Consider the following 19875-nt stretch of genomic DNA (forward strand, 5'->3'; position numbering starts at 1 on the left):
CATAAGGTAAAAGGCGTCAAAGAACTCATTGAAGTCAGAAGCGCTCATATCCTTTACCTACTACCGTATTCTCCAGATCTCAATTCTATTGAACAGATCTTTGCAAAATTCAAGGCCCTTTTGAGAGAGGCCATGGCACGATCATTCGATGCTTTGTGGAAAACCATCGGCAGCATACTGCCGCTCTTCGCAGTATATGAATGCAGAAATTACTTCCTGAATTCAGGGTATGAACGTACTTAAATGCACAATATTCTAATTGTTGTGAAGTGGCGTCGTCATAGGTGTGGGTAGAGCGGTTGCGGCTTTTAATGGTATCTATCCAGCTTTCGCCATTTACTATCAGCCCGTGTTTGAAAGCTTCGCGAATCGTATCGCGCGAACTGGTCAGCCCGTAATGACCTTGATATTCGAAGTAATCCTTCATTACATTCCAGCCAAGCTCCTGAGTAAATTCAAAGGCTTTGATAAGATCTTGCTATTCGAGTTGTGAAAGTGGGCGCTGCGCGCGCAAGGTTATGGCATCGTTAGTTGTGCTAATACCCACTGGTAACTGGCCAAGCGCTGTTGCCAGAGAATGTCCGGAATTTATGATGACATAGTGTCCTCTCTTTAGGATGGGTCAGGCAGTAAGACATTACACTCGCTATAGTCGCTGACGCGCAAGTATTTGTGATAATCACCTTGTTAAACAGAAATTTGGTGTCTAAATTTGATCAATGAAGAGTATAGAAATGGAATGGTCATCTTCGTTGAAGAAAAAATGCTCCCGGCTATGACATAAAATGAACCAACGTATTTATAACAATGATGGTGTCCAGGCTTTTCTTTTTTGGGAAGGATAGAATGTCGTCGAAGAATGCAATCTACGCATCACAGGGGTATAGGAAAGATATACAGGGAATGCGGGCGATCGCGGTTCTGATGGTTGTCGTTTTCCATACGGGCTTCTCCCAGTTGTCAGGCGGCTATATTGGTGTGGACGTATTTTTCGTCATATCAGGATTCTTGATAACAAGCCATCTGGCTGGATCTTTGGATAGGGAGAATTTCAGTCTCGTGGATTTTTATGCTAGACGCATACGCAGGCTTTTGCCGGCCTCATTTGTTGTCTTGGTGGCTTCGGTGCTGGCAGCGCTTATATACATGCCTGCGTTTACGATTCCGAGAATATTCAAGGATGCGTTCGCTACCGCACTTTACATGCCAAATGTGCTGTTCGCATGGCGCGGCACGGATTATCTGGCTGAAGGAGAACCATCCGTATTCCAGCATTATTGGTCGCTTGGCGTAGAGGAGCAATTCTATCTGTTCTGGCCGCTGCTGCTGTTTGCCTTGTATTGGCCGCTGAAAGGCAGGCATCCTATGCTGCTTTTGGCTGCCGTATTAGTTATCACCCTGCTTTCGCTTGCTTTGTGCGTCTGGGCTACGTCTTGGCGACAACCTTGGGCATTCTTCCTGCTACCGTCGCGTGCCTGGGAGCTCGGCGCTGGTGCCGTCATAGCCTTGTTTCTCAGAAACGCCGGAAACTTTACTCTATTAAAAAGTAGGGTGATGGTTATCGTCGGCTGGGCATCCTTATTGGTATTGATTTTCGTAGCATTCAAATTTGACAAGGAGACCATATTTCCCTCGTATAACGCGGCAATTCCCGTGCTGTGCGCGGTTGGGCTGATCCTGTCTGGAGTCAACAGCCACTCTCATGGTGTGGCGTACTTGCTTGGGATTGCACCGCTCCAGTTCATTGGCAAGATATCCTATTCGATGTACCTGGTTCATTGGCCTTTGATTATGATTCCGCATCAGGCAGTGGAGTTGAGCAGCGGTAGCGAACTTTCGTTGTGGACGACTGCTTGCTTGGGAGTATTGTCGGTACCGCTGTCATGGGTGCTCTGGAAATACGTTGAGGAGCCGGGGCGTAAGAGTGAATGGAAGATCACCGCATCTACGCGTAGTAGTTTTGCCTCGGCGGTAATGGCTTCATTCGTAATTGCAATTATCAGCCTGGCAGCCGCCAGGCTATGGGAATCCATTCCATTGCATTCAGGACGACCTGCTGCCATTGTCGCACTCAGTCCGAACCCTCAAGGTGGTATTCATGTTCCCAGTAATGCTGCCCCTCCCCTGCGATCGGTTTCCCGTGACAATCCAGTCATCTACGAGAATGGTTGCCATAGAGAATTTGATTCAACCGATTCTTCCGGCTGTCGCTATGGTGACGCGACCGCAGCAGTTAGTACACATATTCCTGTGGTGGCGTTATTCGGAGACTCGCATGCGGCCAATTGGTTTCCAGCATTGCAGAATCTTGCCGAAAATGGTTTGATTATGCTCGATTCGAACACAAAAAGCGGTTGTACGGTAGTTGATGGTCATATTTTCTTACGTGAAGTACGTTACTTGGCCTGCGAACACTGGCGCGATGGAGTCATGCAGCGGTTTTTACAAATACCACCAGACATCGTGATCGTTGGATATTTCATTCGTGAGGACAGGTATCCCGGCTGGGTAGATATGTTCTCCAGCCTGCTCCGTAAGCTTCGCTCTCATAGCCGCGTTATTGTGATGGCGGATGTACCCGCTTTCCCATATGACCCTGCGATTTGCTTGTCCGCAAACCTGGACAATGCTATGCGCTGCGCAATGCCTGCTGCACAAGTGTTAAATGCAGCTTATGCGAGTGTTGACAAAGCAGCAGCTTTGGCCGCAGGCGCGGAGTATTTGGATCTGAATTCCTATATTTGCAATGAGCTTTGTTTTTCTGTAATCGGCAATGTGCTGGTTTACAGGGATTCTCATCATTTGACGGCTACATTCAGTCGGCAAATGGCAGATATACTTGGGGATGCCATTTTTCATAAGCTTGACTATACTTCTCCTGAATAAAAATTTGATTTAAGTTAATGTGCCAGTATCGTGAATAGAATGGGCATATGTCATCGCGCTATCACCTAACCGATCGAGCTCGCTAATTTTTAGATAACATACAAACCTAGGATAGTCAGTAGATCAGAAATGCCAAAAACCCTGTTGAGCCTAGGGAGATGCCTGCAAGCATAGTGAGCTGGGCGAGTTGTTGTGCTGTGAAAAACTATACTCCAACCAGTTGTCCCGGAGTGGCGCCGGGAATTGGCTGAACGTGGCGCAGATGGCTTGAAAAATCAACTCCAGGCCCTGCACCGAAGAATACTGCCGAGCAAAAACGTATCGAACAGCTGGAAAAAGAGAACGGCGTCTGCGTCAGCGATTGAAGTCAAAGGCGGCTGCTTTTTACTTCATGGAACCTTGGGTCTGCTTGAAGAGCTTCGAGGAGAGGTTGACATGTTCCGAGGGAAATCCTCACAAAATCTTGTTCAGGCATTCTCATAATCTCTATTTACCTATACTGCCTCCTCGTTTTCCTGTTTTTCCAGGGAATTAGCCGAAATCTGAATTGCGCAATAATGATGTGCGTGGCTGTGTAGCCTGATCAGATTTGCTGGATGGCCAAAATTGGTGTGAAGCCATGCGTATGACCGTGAAGTGGTTTCCATGCTACGCTAGTTTCTGTTGATCAACGTGTGGAAGGGAGGAGATGAATGGCTTTTCTGCCATTGTATATACCGAAAGGCAGGCGGCTGAAAATCGTAATTGTTGGTGGCGGTTATGCCGGGATCGCGGCGCTGGTTACGTTGCACCGATACAGCCCGGATGCGGAGATCACGCTGATCGATCCGGGGATCGATCATCTCAAGATTACTCATCTTCATGAAACCTTTCGCTATCCGTTGTCTGATTTTCTGGTGCCGTATGCATTTCTGGAACAGCGTTTCGGGTGTCGTCATATTCGCAGCGCGCTGGCAGTAGATGAATCGATGTTGTGCCAGTGGCAGCGTGATCGCTACCTGCAGGTGGATGATCAGCAAGTTCCGTTCGATTATCTGCTGGTGGCATCGGGTGCAAGATCGTTCACCCGGAATGAGACAGATGAGCGTACTGCGGCAGATGCGGAAAATATAGTTCGTCTGGAAAATTTCTTCACGGTTTCCGGTGCGGATCTGCTGGACAGATTTCTGGCAACACAGGATAGGGCGGGAAATACTGCACCCTCCTGCATTTCTGTCGTAGGTGGCGGGGCGACTGGTATTCAGTTTTTGTTCGAGCTGGCGGGTTACCTGCGTCGCCGCCGGATCAATCATGGCTTGCAACTGGTGGATGACAATGAACGAGTGCTGCAGCGGTATCCGGGAGGATTTGCCCGTTATGTCGAAATGCGCATGCTGGAACTGGATATCGAATTTTATCCGGGAGTATGCTTTCTGGAGCAGCGTGCTGACATAGTTTTGCTGGAGGATAAAACCAGCGGGCGGCATTTCGAATTGCCTTCTGTTCTTTCACTGGTATTCACCGGTAACAGGCAGGACAATCTGATCAAGACCAATGCATTCGGTCAGGTGATGGTGGACGGCAAGCCATTGGGAAATATATTTGCGGCCGGGGATTGTTCGGTTTATCCATCATTGGGATCGAATACGATGGCTGCCCAGTCGGCGGTGCGCAAGGGAAAACTAGCTGCCCGCAATATTTTGCGCCACTCCGGTGTGCTCAAGGTACTCGAGCCTTATCTGCATCATGATCTGGGATATGTGGTCAGTCTGGGTCCGGAAGATGCGGTAGGCTGGCTGGCAGTTGAAAACAATGTGGTGACGGGGGTTCCTGCGCTGGTCATCAAAGAGATTGTCGAGGCGCAGTACGATTTGCTGCTGAGCGGGGTGGATACCTATCTGGTTTGAAAGTCCGGGTAATGCTGCAAAACAGAGATCAGATACTACGCATCATGGCGATACCATGGGCACCATATTCCCGGGCAGTTTCCAGATCAGCCGGCAGCAATCCACCCAGCGCGTAAACTGGCAGCGGGTAATCCCGGATGAGCGCGGCAAATTCTTTCCATCCCAATGCAGCTGCGCCGGGGTGACTGAGGGTGGGTTGCACGGGACTCAGAGTAACGAAATCGACTCCCAGTCGTTCTGCGCGCTGAAGTTCCTGTTCGTTGTGACAGGAAGCGCCACACCAATTGACAGCAGGGCGGGAGTGCAGGGATCGCAACTGAGCAGCGGTCAGATGAACGCCATCTGCTTGAAGCGTCTGCGCAAGCGGTATATTTTCATTGATCAGTACGGTAGCCTGATAACTTCGGGCCAGTTGCAGTGCAGTCCTGCTGAAATGTTCCAGCTGGTCGTGTGACATTGCTTTCTGGCGGATTTGCAGCAGTTTCACGCCGTTGCCGAGAGTTTGCCCGATGGATAACAGTGACGCTTCTATGTCTGTTTCAACTGTACGGGTAACGGCATAAATTGAAGGTAATGCCAAGCTGCGCAGAATGGGTGTATTAGCTGGAAGCAACGGGGAAACGGTGATGTTTTCAGCTGTCTGCCAGGCGAACTGTTGTCGTTCACGGGGGGTGAGCTCGCCGTGCCAGTCAGTCACCCGGTAGAACCGAAGCCGTACAGTGGCATGCGGATAGCTGAATGTCCGTGTCAGCCAGGGAGTGGCCTGGCGAACGGTGATGCCGAGTTCTTCATCCAGTTCACGTGTCAGCGCCTGAAGCGGAGATTCGCCTGCTTCGATCTTTCCACCCGGAAATTCCCAATAACCGGCGTAAGGTTTTCCATCTGGCCGGCAGGCAAGCAGAAAACTGTCATCCGGGCGAATGAGAACGGCAGCAGCAACTTCAACCAGCGACGGACCGGCCATGCTATTCCTTGTCGGTTCTGACCGGTTCGGTTTTTGCCAGTTTTTGCTGACCTGCCCAGTCCCGAGCGAATTGGCGGGCGACCCGCCCGTTGCGGGAACCGCGTGCCAGTGCCCAGCGAAGTGCTTCCTGCCGGGCCGGGCCGGACAGTCTGCTGATGCCATGTTGCGAGAGCCAGTGACGGACGATTTCCAGATATTGTTCCTGATCAAATGGATAGAAAGACAGCCACAAGCCAAAACGTTCCGACAGGGAAATTTTTTCCTCAGTAGCTTCTCCAGGATGAATTTCGCCATCCACGTGCCGGGTTGCCAGATTTTCATGCATGAATTCCGGTATCAGATGACGGCGGTTGGAAGTGGCGTAGATCAGTACGTTGTCGGATGCGGTAGAGATGGAGCCGTCGAGAACGACTTTCAGCGCTTTGTAACCTGGTTCATCGGCTTCGAATGACAGGTCATCGCAATACAGAATGAAGCGTTCCGGACGCTGGCCGATGAACTCAATGATATCGGGCAGATCGGTGAGCCCCAGCTTATCCACTTCGATCATCCGCAAGCCCCGGTCAGCATAGCGGTTCAGCAAAGCTTTTATCAGAGAGGATTTACCAGTGCCGCGCGCGCCGGTCAGCAATACATTATTGGCTGGAAGTCCTGAAACGAATTGCAGGGTATTGCGGTCGAGTGTCTGTTTCTGCTCTTCGATGTTCAGCAGCTCATTCAGCGTAATCGTATGCGGATGGTTTATCGCTTGCAGATAGCCGGTATCTCCGTGTTTGCGCCAGCGCAAGGCAATATATTCAGCAGGGTCGGCGTGCTGTGGCCGGACGGGCAGCGTATCCTCGATACGGGCCAGCAGTCGGTCGAGTCGTTGGAAAATCGATTCAGGATCGTTCATAGCGGGTTAGCTGCGGTAATCGGCGTTGATTTTGACGTAATCGTAGGAAAGATCGCAGGTCCATACGGTAGTGGACGCGTTTCCCCGGTTGAGTTTCACCTGTATGGTGATTTCCGGTGCCTGCATGATGCGCTGACCGTCTTCTTCACGATAGCTGGCGGCACGGCCTCCGTGTTCGGCAACCAGAATATTGCCCAGGTAAAGCTGAACCAGATTAACATCCAGATCTTCAATACCGGCATAGCCGATGGCTGCCAGAATCCGTCCCAGATTGGGGTCGGACGCAAAGCAGGCTGTTTTGATCAGTGGAGAGTGAGCGATGGCGTAAGCAACTTTAGTGCATTCTTCCCGGGTTTTGCCACTTTCCACCTGAACGGTGATGAATTTGGTGGCACCTTCACCGTCACGCACGATCATTTGTGCCAGCAGGGCGGCCACTTCGGTGATGGCTGCCTGTAGTGAGATGAAAGCAGGGTTGGTTGATACAGTAATCGGTGTATTGCCAGCCTGTCCGGTGGCCATCAGGATCAGTGCATCGTTGGTGGAGGTGTCTCCGTCCACGGTGACGCAGTTGAAGGATCGATCAGTTGCGTAACGCACCAGGTCGTCGAGCAAGGGTTGTGTCACGGCCGCATCAGTGGCGATATATCCGAGCATAGTGGCCATGTTCGGGTGGATCATTCCCGAGCCTTTGGCAATTCCGGTAATGGTGACTGTTGTGCCGTTTATCTGGATCTGACGGGAAACTCCTTTGGGCACGATGTCGGTCGTCATGATCGCCTGCGCAGCGGCGAACCAGTTGTCTGGTGCCAGATTTGCCAGGGCCTGCGGAAGATGGGTGATGATTTTTTCTACCGGCAGCGGCTCCATGATGACACCGGTAGAAAAAGGCAGTACCTGTTGGGTCTGGCAGCCGATGAGCCTGGCCAGTGAAGCACAGGTGGCGTGTGCATGATCGATGCCGGACTGACCGGTGCCGGCATTGGCGTTACCGGTATTGATCACCAGTGCACGGATCGGCAGCGAACCCGTAAGATGTGATCGGGCGACCGTGACAGGCGCGGCACAGAATCGATTCCGGGTGAACACACCTGCAACCCGTGTATTTTCTGCCAGCGTGATGACGAGTATATCCTTACGGCCGGGCCGTTTGATACTGGCTTCTGCTGTACCTAGTGACAGGCCGGGGATCGGCAGCAGTTGTTCGGGTAGTAAAGGAGGAATGTTGACCGGCATAAACGAAGATTCGTGTGATGAAAAGCTATTATCGTAACCTATCCCATAAGAAACTGCCTGATTGCCAGGATATATTCATCACAATGGAATGGAGTTTCACAAGTACTTTGTTAAAATAGCAGTTTTTGCCGGCTCTGGATGCATCATATGGAATCAACATTTCTGGTGGACAATATTTTTTTTATCATAGCGGCCATGCTGAGCGGCGGTATGCTGCTGTGGCCGGTAGTCGCGCGTAATTCTGTCCGTGATATCGATCCGAAACGAGCCATCCGGCTGATAAATTACGAGGATGCACTGGTGCTGGATGTCAGAGATGACAGTGAATATGCCGGTGGCCATCCACCTAATGCCAAACATATTCCAGCGGAGAAGATTGAAGATCGCTGGCAGGAGCTGGAAAAGTTCAAGGATAAGCCTGTCGTCATTATCTTTACTCCCGGATTGCGCGTTGGACGGGCGGGGGCTGTTCTACGCAAGAACGGCTTCAAACAGGTATTCAATCTGAACGGTGGTATCGATACCTGGCGGCGGGAGAATCTGCCGCTGGTGAAGAAATGATCCGTGCGAGAACGATGCAGGGAAGGATGACATGCCCAAGATTGTAATGTATGTCTCCGGGTACTGTCCTTATTGCACTATGGCGGAGAAGTTGCTGCGTGCAAGAGGGGTTGAGGAGATCGAAAAGATCAGGGTGGATCTGCAACCGGGGCTGCGTGCCGAGATGATGCAGCGTACCGGACGGCGAACCGTTCCGCAGATTTATATCGGCCCGGTGCATGTCGGGGGGTACGATGATCTGGCAATGCTGGACCGCCAGGGGGAACTGAGCGGATTGCTGGCTGGCTAAGCGCTGGCTGTCAATCTTCCCGATATATTGGCAGCCGGCAAATTTTTGACAAGTGTATTTAACTGGAACCCATCATGACTGAATCACAGCAGCAACCCGTTTTTATTATTGAAAAAATTTATGTCAAGGATTTATCACTGGAAATTCCTCATGCCCCTCGTATCTTTCTGGAACGCGAGGCTCCCGAGATCAATTTTCAACTGGCTACCAGTCATAATGCCGTGGATGGGGAAATCCATGAGGTGGTTGTAACTGCTACTGTCACGGCACGGTTGAAGGAAAAGGATCAGGTCATGTTTCTGGTGGAGGCTCATCAGACTGGTATTTTCCGGATAGGCAATGTTCCTGGAGATGAAGTCGAGCCTGTGCTGAGTGTTTTATGTCCGAACATTCTGTTTCCCTACTTACGTGAAACGATCTCGGATACAGTGACGCGTGCCGGATTTCCGCCTGTGATTCTCAATCCGGTTAATTTCGAGGCAATTTATCACCAGAAAAAACAGCAGGAAACGGCTGGAGAACAGCCTGATCAGCCTGCAGATACGATCACCAGGCACTGATTCATGAAGTTTCAGCCACTTCGAGGCGAGAGCATTACGACCGGTCTGCTGTTTTCGCTGTTCGTTCTGCTGATTTTTTCCTGTAGGGCAGTCGCACAGGAAAGTACCCGGAATGAGTTTCTGTCAATCGCGAAATCTGCGGTTGTTCTGTACGATGCACCTTCCCTCAATGCCGGTAAACTGTACGTGGCAGGTGTGAATCTGCCTCTGGAAGTGGTAGTGAAGGTGGTCGGCTGGGTGAAAGTACGTGATTATCACGGATACCTTGCCTGGGTGGAAGACAAGAATCTCGGCCCGAAGCGTTTTGTGATCGTCAAAATACCTGTCGGCAGTGTTTATCAATCTCCCAATCCGACTTCATCACTGATTTTTCAGGCCCAGCAGGATGTGATACTGGAATTGTTGGGTGTCGTTGCGGGTGGATGGGTGAAGGTGAAACATCGGGACGGCCAGACCGGCTATATCAGAACCGATCAGATCTGGGGCGTATGAATATCGCAGTACTCGGTGCGGGCGCCTGGGGAACTGCGCTGGCAATTTGTCTGTCTGCGCGTCACCGTGTGACGCTATGGACCCGTAATGTGGAACATCTGGCTGAACTGGCGGCGTTACGCACCAATCAGCGTTATCTGCCCAGGCAACCTTTGCCGGATTCCATTCATCTTGTCTCTGCGTTGAGTGAGGCACTGGAACGAGCCGAACTGGTTTTTGTCGTCGTACCCGTTGCAGGATTACGCACCACTTTGCAGCAGATGGTGGCATTGAACCCATCATTGCCCCTTGTTCTGGCCTGCAAGGGATTTGAAACAGGTTCCGCAAAACTTCCCTGTCAGGTGGTTGAGGAAGTTTATCCAGCGAGTATCACTTGTGGTGTGCTATCCGGCCCGAGTTTCGCCCGGGAAGTGGCACAAGGCCTTCCTGCCGCGCTGACACTTGCTTCTCACGACGAAATTTTTGCCAGAAGCGTTGCCGGTGAGATTCGTACAGCAAGCCTGCGGGTTTATTCAGGCAACGACGTGATCGGGGTGGAGGTCGGTGGAGCACTCAAAAATGTGATTGCGATTGCTGCCGGGATTTCTGATGGAATTGCGTTTGGCAATAATGCCAGAGCAGCGCTGATTACCCGCGGGCTGGCGGAAATTACCCGATTGGGCATGGCACTTGGCGGATGCCGGGAAACCTTTACCGGGCTGACGGGTATCGGTGACCTGATTTTGACTTGTACCGGGAATCTTTCAAGAAATCGTCGGGTTGGGATGATGCTTGCTGCCGGGCGGCAATTGGCAGAGATCCTGCCTGAAATAGGGCATGTCACTGAAGGTGTCTATACGGTTCGGGAAGCGTATGGATTGGGACAGCGGCTGCAAATCGATATGCCCGTGACTCAGGCGGTTTACAGTATTCTGTATGAGCAGGTTCCGGTTGAGATAGCGATTCAGGATATGCTTGATCGTGAGCCTGGAGCTGAAACAGACTGAGGAACCCTTGATCAAGTCTTCCTGAGTAGCATATTCATGATGTAACGCTTGGTTGAACAGGATCGGGCAAGAATTTATCAAAAATCAGGCTGATTTCCGCATAAACACTTGACCGCCGCAAAATGGCTTGATATAAGGGCGTCTACAGAAGTTGTCTGTACAAAAGGTGGAGTTTTCCTGCAACCTAACAAAGCAAAACAAAGGGGAATTTTATGAATAAATCCGATCTCATCGATGCGATTGCCCAATCTGCCGATCTTACCAAAGCTCAGGCAGGCAATGCGCTGGATGGTGCGCTGTCCGCCATCAAGGATGCTCTTGGCAAGAATGACAGTGTCACCCTGGTAGGTTTTGGAACTTTCAAGGTTGGAAAACGGGCAGCACGTACAGGACGTAACCCGCGTACCGGTGCAGAGATAAAAATCAAGGCAGCCAAGGTACCTAAATTCACTGCTGGCAAAGCGCTGAAAGATGCTGTAAACTAGCGCTCCTTCGATGACAGGGATCAGCGAGACGGGTGCTTAGCTCAGCTGGTAGAGCGTCGCCCTTACAAGGCGAATGTCGGGGGTTCGATCCCCTCAGCACCCACCAGCAAGCCTGCCTGTATATCGGGTAAGTGATTGTCTCGAAGCTGATCTCTAATTAGAGAGCGCAATACTGGGAGTGGTAGTTCAGTTGGTTAGAATACCGGCCTGTCACGCCGGGGGTCGCGGGTTCGAGTCCCGTCCACTCCGCCATATCGTTTCCGCCTTTAGTAATCCAGTCATGGCGATGTGGCATCTTTTTCTCTTCCTGTTTTTCCCGATTTTCTTTTTTTCGGATAGCTATCGTGTTTGATTTCGTAAACAAAAAAAAGACGGTCGTTCAGATCGTACTTCTGATTGCTGTTCTGCCTTTTATGTTCTGGGGAGTAGAGTCGTATCGAAGTGCCGGTGATGCGGGCTATGCTGCAGTCGTCGATGGTGAGGAAATCAGCCGTCAGGAGTACGAGCAAGCGATACGTAATCAGCAGGAAAATCTGCGCAATATGTTAGGGGAAAAATTTGATGCCAGCCTGCTGGACAATCCGCAGATGCGTCTGGCCGTTCTGGAAAATCTGATCCAGGAGAGGCTGCTGCGCCGTGAAGCCGAGCGAGTCGGACTGACAGTGCTGGATTCCCGCCTGACTGCTGAAATCCAGAACATCTCGTTTTTTCACGAAGATGAAAAGTTTTCGTACCAGCGTTATCGTGATCTGCTTCAGCGCCAGGGAATGTCACCTGCGATGTTTGAAGCAAGAGTAGCGGGTGAGCTCATGCGCCAACAGTTGCTGGAGGGTATCACCGGAAGTGTCATCGTACCCAGGACGGTTGCAGGCAAAGTGGCGTCACTGAGTGCAACAACGTATGAAATCAACCGGATGACGATCAGTCCTGAGCAGTACATTGACCAGGCTGAGCCGGATGAGGCTGCCATTCAGTCGTACTATGACAGTCACTACCAGGATTTCACACTGCCGGAAAGGGTTAAAGTGGAGTATGTCGTGCTGTCACTGGATGAGCTGGCCCGGCAGGAACAGATTTCTGATGAAGAAATCAGGAAATACTACGACGAGCATCAGGATGAGTTTGGTCAGGCGGAGGAGCGGAGAGCCAGCCATATATTGCTGAGTGTTCCTGCTGATGCCACCGAAGAGCAGAAAACATCCATCAAAGCCCGTGCAGAGCAGATTCTGGAACAGGTCAGACAGGATCCTGAAAAACTACCGGAGCTGGCAGCAGAGTTGTCAGAAGATCCGGGTTCGGCCAAGGAAGGTGGAGATCTTGGCTTTTTTGCGCGTGGTCTGATGGTCAAACCCTTTGAGGATGAAGTATTTCAGATGCAACGCGGTGAGATACGCGGTCCGGTAGAAACACCATTCGGTTTTCACATTATCCGGCTGACTGAAGTGAAGGGGGCAGATGTTGCCGGCCTTGATGATGTCAAGGAGCAGATCAGGCAGCTTTTGCAGCATCAGAAAGTGGCAGACAGGTTTGGTGAATTATCCGAAGATTTCAGTAATATCGTTTATGAGCAGAACGATACGCTGCAGCCGGTAGCGCAGATGTTTAACCTGTCTGTTCAGCAGAGTGACTGGATCGATCGCAATTCCAGAGAGCCATCGGTCATTACCAATGAGCGTATGTTGCAGGCAATATTTTCAGAAAGTGCCGTTCGTGATCATTTCAATACTGAATCCATTGAGGTCGCACCTGATACTTTTGTCGCTGCACGAGTGGTTGAACATCGCCCTGCCAGTGCTCAATCCATCGGGTTAGTCAAAGACAGGATCGTTGCATTTCTGAAACGGCAGCTTGCATCGGAACAGGCTGAAAATGAGGGTAAACAGAAGCTTGCCGGGTTACAGGCGGGAGAGGTCGATGAATCTCTGGAATGGGGAGAATCGTCAGAAGTTTCTTTTGCCCAGAAGAAAGGCGACAATGAAGAAATTCTGCATGCCCTCTTTCAGACGGATGTGGAAAAACTCCCTGCTTATACTGGTGTTGTCACCAGCAAAGGTGGATACGATCTGATTCGGATCAATCAGGTAAAAAGACCTGATATCGGGAATGAATCTTCCCAATACAACCTTCTTTTCGATCAGTTACAACAGATATATGGTCAGGAGGAGTTGAGCGCCTACATTGCGGGACTCAGACAGCGCTACGAAGTAACAATCAGACCACTTGAAGAGAACGACTGACAGTGATAGTGGCAGTAACCCTTCAGGGATTACTGCCCGTTCTTCTCAAGTTACTGCCCGTCTGCATCCAGATTGAATGCAACGGTATTGAATCCCGCATCCACATAAGTGATTTCACCAGTGATACCACTGGCCAGATCACTGCAAAGAAAGGCCGCTACATTGCCGACTTCTTCAGTGGTCACGTTTCGTTTCAGAGGCGAAACTTTTTCAGAATATCCCAGCAGTTTGCCAAAATTGCCGATTCCTGATGCGGCGAGCGTTTTGATTGGTCCAGCTGAAATTGCATTGACCCTGATCCCCTGTTTACCAAGGCTCGATGCCATAAAACGAACATTGGCCTCCAGGCTGGCTTTGGCCAATCCCATCACATTGTAGCTGGGCATCACACGTACCGCACCGAGATAGCTGAGTGTCAGTAGAGCAGCCGGCCTTCCCTGCATCAGTGGCAGTCCGGCTTTTGCCAGCGCGGCAAAGCTGTATGAGCTGATGTCGTGTGCAATATGAAAAGCCTGTCGATCGACACTTTCCAGATAATCGCCGGCCAAGGCTGTGCGCGGTGCAAAGGCAATGGAGTGTACGATTCCGTCCAATCCACCCCAGTGATCTGCCAGCTCGCTGAAGCAACGGCTGATTTCTTCATCCTGACTGACATCACAGCGGAACAGCAGGTCACTGTTGAATTCTGCAGCTAATTTACTGATGCGCTCGCGTAAATCATCTGATTGGTAAGTGAATGCCAGTTTGGCCCCTTCACGCTGCATTGCTTTGGCAATACCGTAAGCGATAGAGCGGTTACTGAGCAGGCCCGTAATCAGAATTTGCCGGCCGGCAAGAAATCCCATATCAAACTCCTGTTTATTTATTTCAAACATGTACCGCTAGTCCGGGAACTGTTTCTGGCCCCGTTTACCGACAGATCCGTATGAAAGGGATTTTGTCTGTTGTTTACAGTCCTGCAGCGGCTGAGTATTGTAGCATTCTCTGCTTATCCTGCTTTGCCCAGGGTTGTACCATACCTGACTGCATTGCCGGTATTTCCTGGTACTCGTGTCTGTGAAGAATGGGTTATAACGCAGGATGTCGCGCACTTTGAAAGCGCTTGCGATAGTCTAAAGGGTTGACTTCAAGGTTTCGCAGGAATGTTCTCCGCATCCGGTCGGTGGTGCCAAAGCCACAGCGGAAAGCAATAAGTTGTAGTGACATTGACGTATCTTCCAGTAGACGCCTGGCTGCATCGAGTCTGGCTGTTTCGACAAAATCAGCAGATGTCATACCAGCTTCATGGCGGAACAAACGGGAAAAGTTGCGGGTGCTCATGCATGCTTGCTTTGCCATTTCCTCCACCGAAAGATGGGATGAAAGATTCTGCAGCACATATTCCTGTGCGCGCTGGATAGGTGTGCGCTTCGACATTTGCGCGACCAGATGTGTACTGAATTGTGACTGTCCTCCAGGCCTTTTCAGGAATACGACCATGTAACGCGCAACAATCAGCGCGAGATCCCGTCCATAGTCTTCTTCGACCAAGGCAAGGGCGAGATCGATTCCTGCACTTACGCCTGCTTCCGATGATTCGTACCTCGTAAGCAGATGGATTGCCCAGCCGTCGTCCGGCTTCTCAAAAGATTTCCGCCGGTCCAACGACATCAAGCGACTGTACACCCGGTGGAGCGAGCAAGGCTATCTGCATCGTTCGATTCCTTCAGTGATCATCCAACAGACAGCAATTATCGATAAGCAATCTCATCCTTTAGACTTTTAGATCGATAGTATTCGTTAGGCCGGACAGACTCACGGGTCAGTGTTCTCCAAGCCTGCCCGGCAGTAATGCTCATCAGTGCTTATCTGCTACCAGTGCATTATAAGTCCAGGGCTGGCGCTTGGCGAACATATGTACATTGGCCATCATGTTTTTCTGGCGTGCACTGGCGATCTCAATGACTTCCAGGATGATCTTATGCATATCCGGATAGTACGGCCTGGCTACGTCAACATCCCACACGGGGAACTGTGCCGGCAGCGCGACCATGCTTCCACCTCCGAACGGTGCATCGACGCGGTTGGCAAGAATGACAGCACAGCGGTTATCGACGGCGCGGTACTGCGATCAGCGTACGCTCCTTCCTGTCCTGCAGACGAGCCGGCCACAGGATCACATCGGCACCATTGATACCCAAACAGCTTGCGGCCTCTGGGAACATGCCATCATAGCCCATCATGATGCCGATACGTCCGTATGGCGTATCCATAACCGGATATTCAGAGCCTGCTGTTGCCCACATCCGCTCATCACTGAAGAGGTGAACCTTCCGATAGGACATTAGCACATCGCCTTCCGGTCCGATGAGGAATGAGGCGGGATAGAGTTTGCTGTCCACTTCTTCGACATTTGGAACCAGGATCGCACATTTGCTGGCCTTGCAAACCTCACCGAATTTCTCAAGCAGTTCGCTATTGATGGATGCCAGCCGTCTGGCCTCTGTCTTCGTATAGATAACCCGCGTTCATACACTCGGGAAAAACAATTACACGAACATCCTGTAGTGCGGCTTGCTTTACATAGTGCGCACATATTTCGAGGTTTGCGTCGACATTGCCAACTTCAGCAAGCGTCTGCACTGTGGCAGCACGATATTCATAAGATTTCATTTGGGCCTCCATTTTTCTGGATTGAGTGAAATGTATTTACAACGATTGGTTAACCTGGAAGTTCTGAAAGAGATTCAATTGGGTTGCGTCGTTGTGGAGCTATTACACTGCAAGGCTGTTGGTGTAGCAATTATGAAATGACTTCATTTACTGCCAAATTACCGCGTATTTCAGCCAACTTGGGTGAACTCTTCTGATATTGGATATTGGAATGGGCACGGGGGTGCCATGCTGAATTCATGGAGGATTGGGAATTTCTGAGTGGTGCAGCACAACCACACGGTGTGTCTTCCGCATAGAATACTAAAAATGGTTAGAGGTATATTTACTCATGATGAGGCTCGGGTAAAACTAAAGAAGCTTTACCTGACAGTAACGACTATTCCCGCTGCAGGCAGCAGGTATTACGCCATTTTCCCATTCAGGACGGCCATCTGGCTGTGTAGTTCCCTAACACCCCAAGGGCAGGGAATTGAATCTGAAACCTAAGTACTAGCCATAAAAAGGTAATCAATGAGGATTGCAATCATCGGTAGTGGCTGCTCTGGTCTCACTGCCATCAAAAATCTGCTCGATGCAGGGCTGAAGGAGATCATCTGTTTCGAGAAAAGTGACCAGATCGGTGGTAACTGGGTATATACAGCAGCTCCAGGTCACAGCAGCGTAAGTGAAGCCACTCATATCATTTCCAGCAAGGCTTTATCACAGTTCAGCGACTTCCCGATGCCTGACGATTATCCCGATTACCCCAGCCACCAGCAAGTACTCGCGTATTTCCAGGCATACGCACGGTATTTTCATCTGGATCACTATATTCGATTCAATACAGCGGTGCTCCGTGCTGAAAAGATTGAAAAAGAACGCTGGTGTTTGCATCTGGATGATGGCACTCAGGCAGAGTTTGACTATTTGCTTGTTGCTAATGGTCATCACTCCGTACCACGCCATCCTGACTGGAAAGAGTGCTTCACGGGAAAGTATCTGCATGCGCATGAGTACAAAACCAACCAGGGGCTTGAAGGCAAACGCATACTCGTAGTCGGTGCCGGTAACTCAGGATGTGATTGTGAATCGCCCCGGGTTTTGAGGAGGCTCCAACTTTTGAGAGAATGGAGCCATGAATAAACAAAACAAGCAAAACAAGTTTTCCCCTGAAGTTCGTGAACGATCTGTTCGTCTGGTACAGGAACATCGAGGCGAATATCCATCGCTATGGGCGGCGGTTGAATCAATTGCACCCAAGATTGGCTGTGTGCCCTCCACGTTGCTGGAATGGGTTAAACGTAGCGAAATTAACAATGGCGCACGCGAAGGTCTGACAAGCAGTGAACGTGATCGCCTCAAGGCGTTGGAGCGTGAGAACAGGGAACTGCGCCGAGCCAATGAGATATTGAAAACAGCCAGTGCTTTTTTCGCCCAGGCGGAGCTCGACCGCGTTCTGAAGAAGTAAACGCTTACATTGACCAATATCGGAGTATCTATGGGGTCGAGCCAGTCTGCAAGGTGTTGCAGGTTGCCCCTTCAGCGTACTGGCGCCATGCTGCCCGCCAGCGCTGTCCACAATTACGCAGTGCGCGGGCTCGCAGAGATGAGTTGTTGATGGCCGATATCCGGCGTGTCTGGCAGGCCAATATGCAAGTCTATGGTGCACGCAAGATCTGGTATCAATTGCAACGTGAAGGTGTGACTGTGGCGCGTTGTACGGTTGAACGTCTGATGCGCCAGCTGGGTTTACAAGGTGCCCGACGGGGCAAAATCATTCGCACCACTGTTGTCCGGCAGAACGCGACTTGCCCGCGCGATCTCGTCAACCGGATGTTTCATGCCAATCGGCCCAATCAGCTGTGGGTCTCGGACTTCACCTATGTATCAACCTGGCAGGGCTGGTTGTACGTGGCTTTTGTTATCGATGTATTTGCCCGCCGCATCGTTGGCTGGCGTGTCAGCAGCACCATGAGTACGGATTTTGTGCTTGATGCGCTGGAGCAGGCTTTGTATGATCGCCGTCCTGCTGATACCCTGATTCATCATTCCGACAGAGGATCGCAATACGTGTCGATCCGTTATACCGAACGTCTGGCACAAGCCGGTATTGAACCGTCTGTCGGCAGTCGCGGTGACAGTTACGATAATGCGCTGGCTGAAACGATCAATGGCCTGTACAAGGCTGAACTGATACACAGGAGAGCTCCCTGGAAAACCAGGGCTGCTGTGGAGCTGGCAACTTTGGAATGGGTTGCCTGGTATAACCATCAACGCCTGCTTGGATCTATCGGGTATATTCCTCCAGCTCAGGCTGAAGAAAACTACCGACAAACCCAGGATAATAAGACATTGATGGATATTTTACTTTAACCAAATAGCCTCCTCGATTGTCGGGACGGTTCAATTGCGCGGTAGAAGCCAGCCGCGTGGCTGCACGAGTAGATATCAGCTTGCGTTCGCCACAATACATTATTCCCAAATTTATCATGGGTCGTCCTACCGATACTTTTGCCGCTATTTTCCACTGGCTGCCTCAAAGCATACAGGATGGGCTACAAAGAATCAGCCTTCGTCTCCAGATCGGGCGTTATCATGATTACGCATTACCAGAGCCAGATTTTTCTCCAACCCGGGCACACCCAACTATTAACTCAGCGTTATTCGATAAGATCCGACATGGCAAAGTGCATCCTCGCCCCGGTATCCAGAAAGTTTCCGGGCAAACGGTATATTTTGCTGACAACGCTACAGCGCAATATGATGTGCTCATTGCTGCTACCGGCTATAAAATCAGCTTTCCATTTTTTGATCGGGATTTTCTTGACTGGGAAGAAGCGGCTCATATTCCACTTTTCCTGCGAATATTTCATCCGGATCATCCCAGTTTGTTTTTTGTCGGCTTGATTCAGCCGCAGGGCTGCATTTGGCCACTTGCCGAAATACAGGCCAGGTTGATAGGCCAATTATTAACAAACAAAATACAGCTGCCACTAAACTGGCGTAAATTGGCGCTATCAGAAGGGAGAAACCGGGCACAACAATTTATTGCGCGTCCCCGTCATTCGATAGAAGTTCATTATTATCCTTACCTGAAACAGCTACAGCGGATGATTCAGGGACAAATCAAATAAAACGCGAATTTCCTGGTTGAGGACGACCTCATCTTCGGGACAATCTACTATCCGGGACGACCTGGTATCTTTCAATGGAGATGAGATGGCTTGGATGATGCTGATTTTTGCGGGCTTACTTGAAGTGGGCTGGGCTTTCACGATGAAACTCTCGAATGGCTTTACCAACCCAGTCTATTCCATCATTACCATTGCGGGTGTAATTGCCAGTTTTGTGCTGCTTTCACTCTCGATGAAAATACTTCCGCTCGGCACAGCCTATACGATCTGGACCGGGATTGGAGCAATAGGCGCATTTATGGTAGGCATCTTTGTGTTGGGAGAATCAGTGACTCCCTTGCGGCTTCTGGCAGCCGCCCTGATCATCAGTGGTCTGGTCTTGATGAAACTGTCATCCTGATCTGATAAGACTTTGTCGATTATGGCTGTCAGGTTGCTTCCTCCATCGACAGGCTGCGGAAATACCTGTTTTTATATTTACGGCGGGTGCAGGGAAATGCCGGATTACCGGCTACTTTCCTGCCTTTCGGATAATATATTAATTAGAATATGCGCCTTTGCCCGGATGATGAAATTTGCGGGCAGACACGATATATTGCGATTCATTTATGGCGGTATATTCATCTGAAG

At 50.5% G+C, this 19875-nt stretch carries 22 protein-coding genes, 2 tRNA genes, 2 pseudogenes and 1 other annotated feature; of the genes and pseudogenes, 17 read left to right on the top strand and 9 right to left on the bottom strand.

Annotated elements, in window-relative coordinates; all coding sequences use genetic code 11:
- Positions 1 to 12 precede the first annotated feature (12 nt).
- A pseudogene (locus HRU73_RS13495) lies at positions 13 to 243 on the top strand (transposase); the annotation flags it as partial.
- 40 nt (positions 244 to 283) lie between these two features.
- Here the strand turns inward: HRU73_RS13495 and HRU73_RS13500 are convergent.
- Positions 284 to 427 (bottom strand): annotated as a pseudogene (locus tag HRU73_RS13500) (nucleotidyltransferase substrate binding protein); the annotation flags it as partial.
- Between the two features lie 419 nt (positions 428 to 846).
- On the opposite strand from HRU73_RS13500, the gene HRU73_RS00010 reads away from it, so the two are divergent.
- The 3 genes from HRU73_RS00010 to HRU73_RS00020 all read left to right on the top strand — a co-directional run bounded on the left by HRU73_RS00010 (position 847) and on the right by HRU73_RS00020 (position 4772).
- Complete coding sequence (locus tag HRU73_RS00010) at positions 847 to 2886, top strand: acyltransferase family protein (protein ID WP_287398955.1); 2040 nt, start codon at positions 847 to 849, stop codon at positions 2884 to 2886.
- A 243-nt stretch (positions 2887 to 3129) separates the two neighbouring features.
- Positions 3130 to 3369 (top strand): hypothetical protein, encoded by a 240-nt coding sequence (locus HRU73_RS00015; RefSeq protein ID WP_287398956.1) that lies wholly within the window; start codon positions 3130 to 3132, stop codon positions 3367 to 3369.
- A gap of 209 nt (positions 3370 to 3578) precedes the next feature.
- Positions 3579 to 4772 carry an NAD(P)/FAD-dependent oxidoreductase gene (locus tag HRU73_RS00020; protein WP_287398957.1) on the top strand — a complete coding sequence of 398 codons (1194 nt, stop codon included), beginning with the start codon at positions 3579 to 3581 and terminating at the stop codon, positions 4770 to 4772.
- 28 nt (positions 4773 to 4800) lie between these two features.
- Here the strand turns inward: HRU73_RS00020 and HRU73_RS00025 are convergent, their stop codons facing one another.
- Genes HRU73_RS00025 through argJ form a run of 3 tightly spaced genes read right to left on the bottom strand, consistent with a single transcriptional unit; the run spans position 4801 to position 7867 of the window.
- A complete protein-coding gene (locus HRU73_RS00025) occupies positions 4801 to 5736 on the bottom strand; it encodes a Nudix family hydrolase (RefSeq protein WP_287398958.1) in 936 nt (311 codons plus the stop codon).
- 1 nt (position 5737) lies between these two features.
- Positions 5738 to 6631, bottom strand: coding sequence for an ATP-binding protein (locus HRU73_RS00030; protein ID WP_287398959.1), 894 nt, complete (start codon positions 6629 to 6631; stop codon positions 5738 to 5740).
- A gap of 6 nt (positions 6632 to 6637) precedes the next feature.
- On the bottom strand, positions 6638 to 7867 hold the full coding sequence (argJ, locus tag HRU73_RS00035) for a bifunctional glutamate N-acetyltransferase/amino-acid acetyltransferase ArgJ (RefSeq protein WP_276818562.1): 1230 nt from the start codon (positions 7865 to 7867) through the stop codon (positions 6638 to 6640).
- A gap of 147 nt (positions 7868 to 8014) precedes the next feature.
- Here argJ and HRU73_RS00040 point away from each other — a divergent pair, with 147 nt between their 5' ends.
- From HRU73_RS00040 to HRU73_RS00080, 9 genes are all read left to right on the top strand, one after another.
- Complete coding sequence (locus HRU73_RS00040; protein WP_041356851.1) at positions 8015 to 8428, top strand: rhodanese-like domain-containing protein; 414 nt, start codon at positions 8015 to 8017, stop codon at positions 8426 to 8428.
- A 31-nt stretch (positions 8429 to 8459) separates the two neighbouring features.
- Positions 8460 to 8717, top strand: a complete 258-nt coding sequence (gene grxC / locus HRU73_RS00045; protein ID WP_011112704.1) for a glutaredoxin 3 — start codon at positions 8460 to 8462, stop codon at positions 8715 to 8717.
- A 74-nt stretch (positions 8718 to 8791) separates the two neighbouring features.
- On the top strand, positions 8792 to 9277 hold the full coding sequence (secB, locus tag HRU73_RS00050; RefSeq protein ID WP_276679284.1) for a protein-export chaperone SecB: 486 nt from the start codon (positions 8792 to 8794) through the stop codon (positions 9275 to 9277).
- 3 nt (positions 9278 to 9280) lie between these two features.
- Entirely contained in the window at positions 9281 to 9769 is a 489-nt protein-coding gene (locus HRU73_RS00055; RefSeq protein WP_011112702.1) for an SH3 domain-containing protein, read from the top strand.
- On the top strand, positions 9766 to 10755 hold the full coding sequence (locus HRU73_RS00060; protein ID WP_276679285.1) for an NAD(P)H-dependent glycerol-3-phosphate dehydrogenase: 990 nt from the start codon (positions 9766 to 9768) through the stop codon (positions 10753 to 10755). The genes HRU73_RS00055 and HRU73_RS00060 overlap by 4 nt, the downstream gene beginning before the upstream one ends.
- Before the next feature lie 212 nt (positions 10756 to 10967).
- Complete coding sequence (locus HRU73_RS00065) at positions 10968 to 11240, top strand: HU family DNA-binding protein (protein WP_276679286.1); 273 nt, start codon at positions 10968 to 10970, stop codon at positions 11238 to 11240.
- 30 nt (positions 11241 to 11270) lie between these two features.
- Positions 11271 to 11346 (top strand) — tRNA-Val (locus HRU73_RS00070).
- Positions 11347 to 11415: 69 nt separating this feature from the next.
- A tRNA-Asp gene (locus HRU73_RS00075) sits at positions 11416 to 11492 on the top strand.
- A 92-nt stretch (positions 11493 to 11584) separates the two neighbouring features.
- Complete coding sequence (locus HRU73_RS00080) at positions 11585 to 13477, top strand: SurA N-terminal domain-containing protein (protein ID WP_287398960.1); 1893 nt, start codon at positions 11585 to 11587, stop codon at positions 13475 to 13477.
- 50 nt (positions 13478 to 13527) lie between these two features.
- On the opposite strand, the gene HRU73_RS00085 is transcribed toward HRU73_RS00080, so the two are convergent.
- The 5 genes from HRU73_RS00085 to HRU73_RS00105 form a co-directional block, all read right to left on the bottom strand.
- On the bottom strand, positions 13528 to 14322 hold the full coding sequence (locus tag HRU73_RS00085) for an enoyl-ACP reductase FabI (RefSeq protein WP_287398961.1): 795 nt from the start codon (positions 14320 to 14322) through the stop codon (positions 13528 to 13530).
- Between the two features lie 223 nt (positions 14323 to 14545).
- The gene (locus HRU73_RS00090; RefSeq protein ID WP_287398962.1) at positions 14546 to 15127 is read right to left on the bottom strand and encodes a GlxA family transcriptional regulator; all 582 of its coding nucleotides are present in this window, start codon (positions 15125 to 15127) and stop codon (positions 14546 to 14548) included.
- Between the two features lie 187 nt (positions 15128 to 15314).
- Positions 15315 to 15509 (bottom strand): hypothetical protein, encoded by a 195-nt coding sequence (locus HRU73_RS00095; protein ID WP_287398963.1) that lies wholly within the window; start codon positions 15507 to 15509, stop codon positions 15315 to 15317.
- A gap of 55 nt (positions 15510 to 15564) precedes the next feature.
- Entirely contained in the window at positions 15565 to 15975 is a 411-nt protein-coding gene (locus tag HRU73_RS00100) for a carbon-nitrogen hydrolase family protein (RefSeq protein WP_324544691.1), read from the bottom strand.
- On the bottom strand, positions 15932 to 16129 hold the full coding sequence (locus HRU73_RS00105) for a nitrilase-related carbon-nitrogen hydrolase (protein ID WP_287398964.1): 198 nt from the start codon (positions 16127 to 16129) through the stop codon (positions 15932 to 15934). Before HRU73_RS00105 ends, HRU73_RS00100 begins: the two co-directional genes overlap by 44 nt.
- Positions 16130 to 16642: 513 nt before the next feature.
- Between HRU73_RS00105 and HRU73_RS00110 the strand changes: the two genes are divergently transcribed.
- The 4 genes from HRU73_RS00110 (at position 16643) to HRU73_RS00125 (ending at position 19645) form a co-directional block, all read left to right on the top strand.
- Positions 16643 to 17254, top strand: a complete 612-nt coding sequence (locus HRU73_RS00110) for a flavin-containing monooxygenase (RefSeq protein ID WP_287398965.1) — start codon at positions 16643 to 16645, stop codon at positions 17252 to 17254.
- Positions 17247 to 18484 (top strand): IS3 family transposase gene (locus HRU73_RS00115; protein ID WP_502709297.1). Its coding sequence is split into 2 segments (ribosomal slippage): positions 17247 to 17538 and positions 17538 to 18484, totalling 1239 coding nucleotides; the frame shifts between segments, so codons are not numbered across the junction. The genes HRU73_RS00110 and HRU73_RS00115 overlap by 8 nt, the downstream gene beginning before the upstream one ends.
- Positions 17534 to 17650 (top strand) — a sequence feature (AL1L pseudoknot). Its footprint overlaps the gene before it by 117 nt.
- Before the next feature lie 17 nt (positions 18485 to 18501).
- Entirely contained in the window at positions 18502 to 19245 is a 744-nt protein-coding gene (locus tag HRU73_RS00120) for an NAD(P)/FAD-dependent oxidoreductase (RefSeq protein WP_287398967.1), read from the top strand.
- 85 nt (positions 19246 to 19330) lie between these two features.
- A complete protein-coding gene (locus tag HRU73_RS00125; protein WP_011112696.1) occupies positions 19331 to 19645 on the top strand; it encodes a DMT family transporter in 315 nt (104 codons plus the stop codon).
- Positions 19646 to 19875 lie beyond the last annotated feature (230 nt).

Source organism: Nitrosomonas sp. H1_AOB3 (assembly GCF_015709435.1).
In the GTDB taxonomy this organism is placed as follows: Bacteria; Pseudomonadota; Gammaproteobacteria; order Burkholderiales; family Nitrosomonadaceae; genus Nitrosomonas; species Nitrosomonas europaea.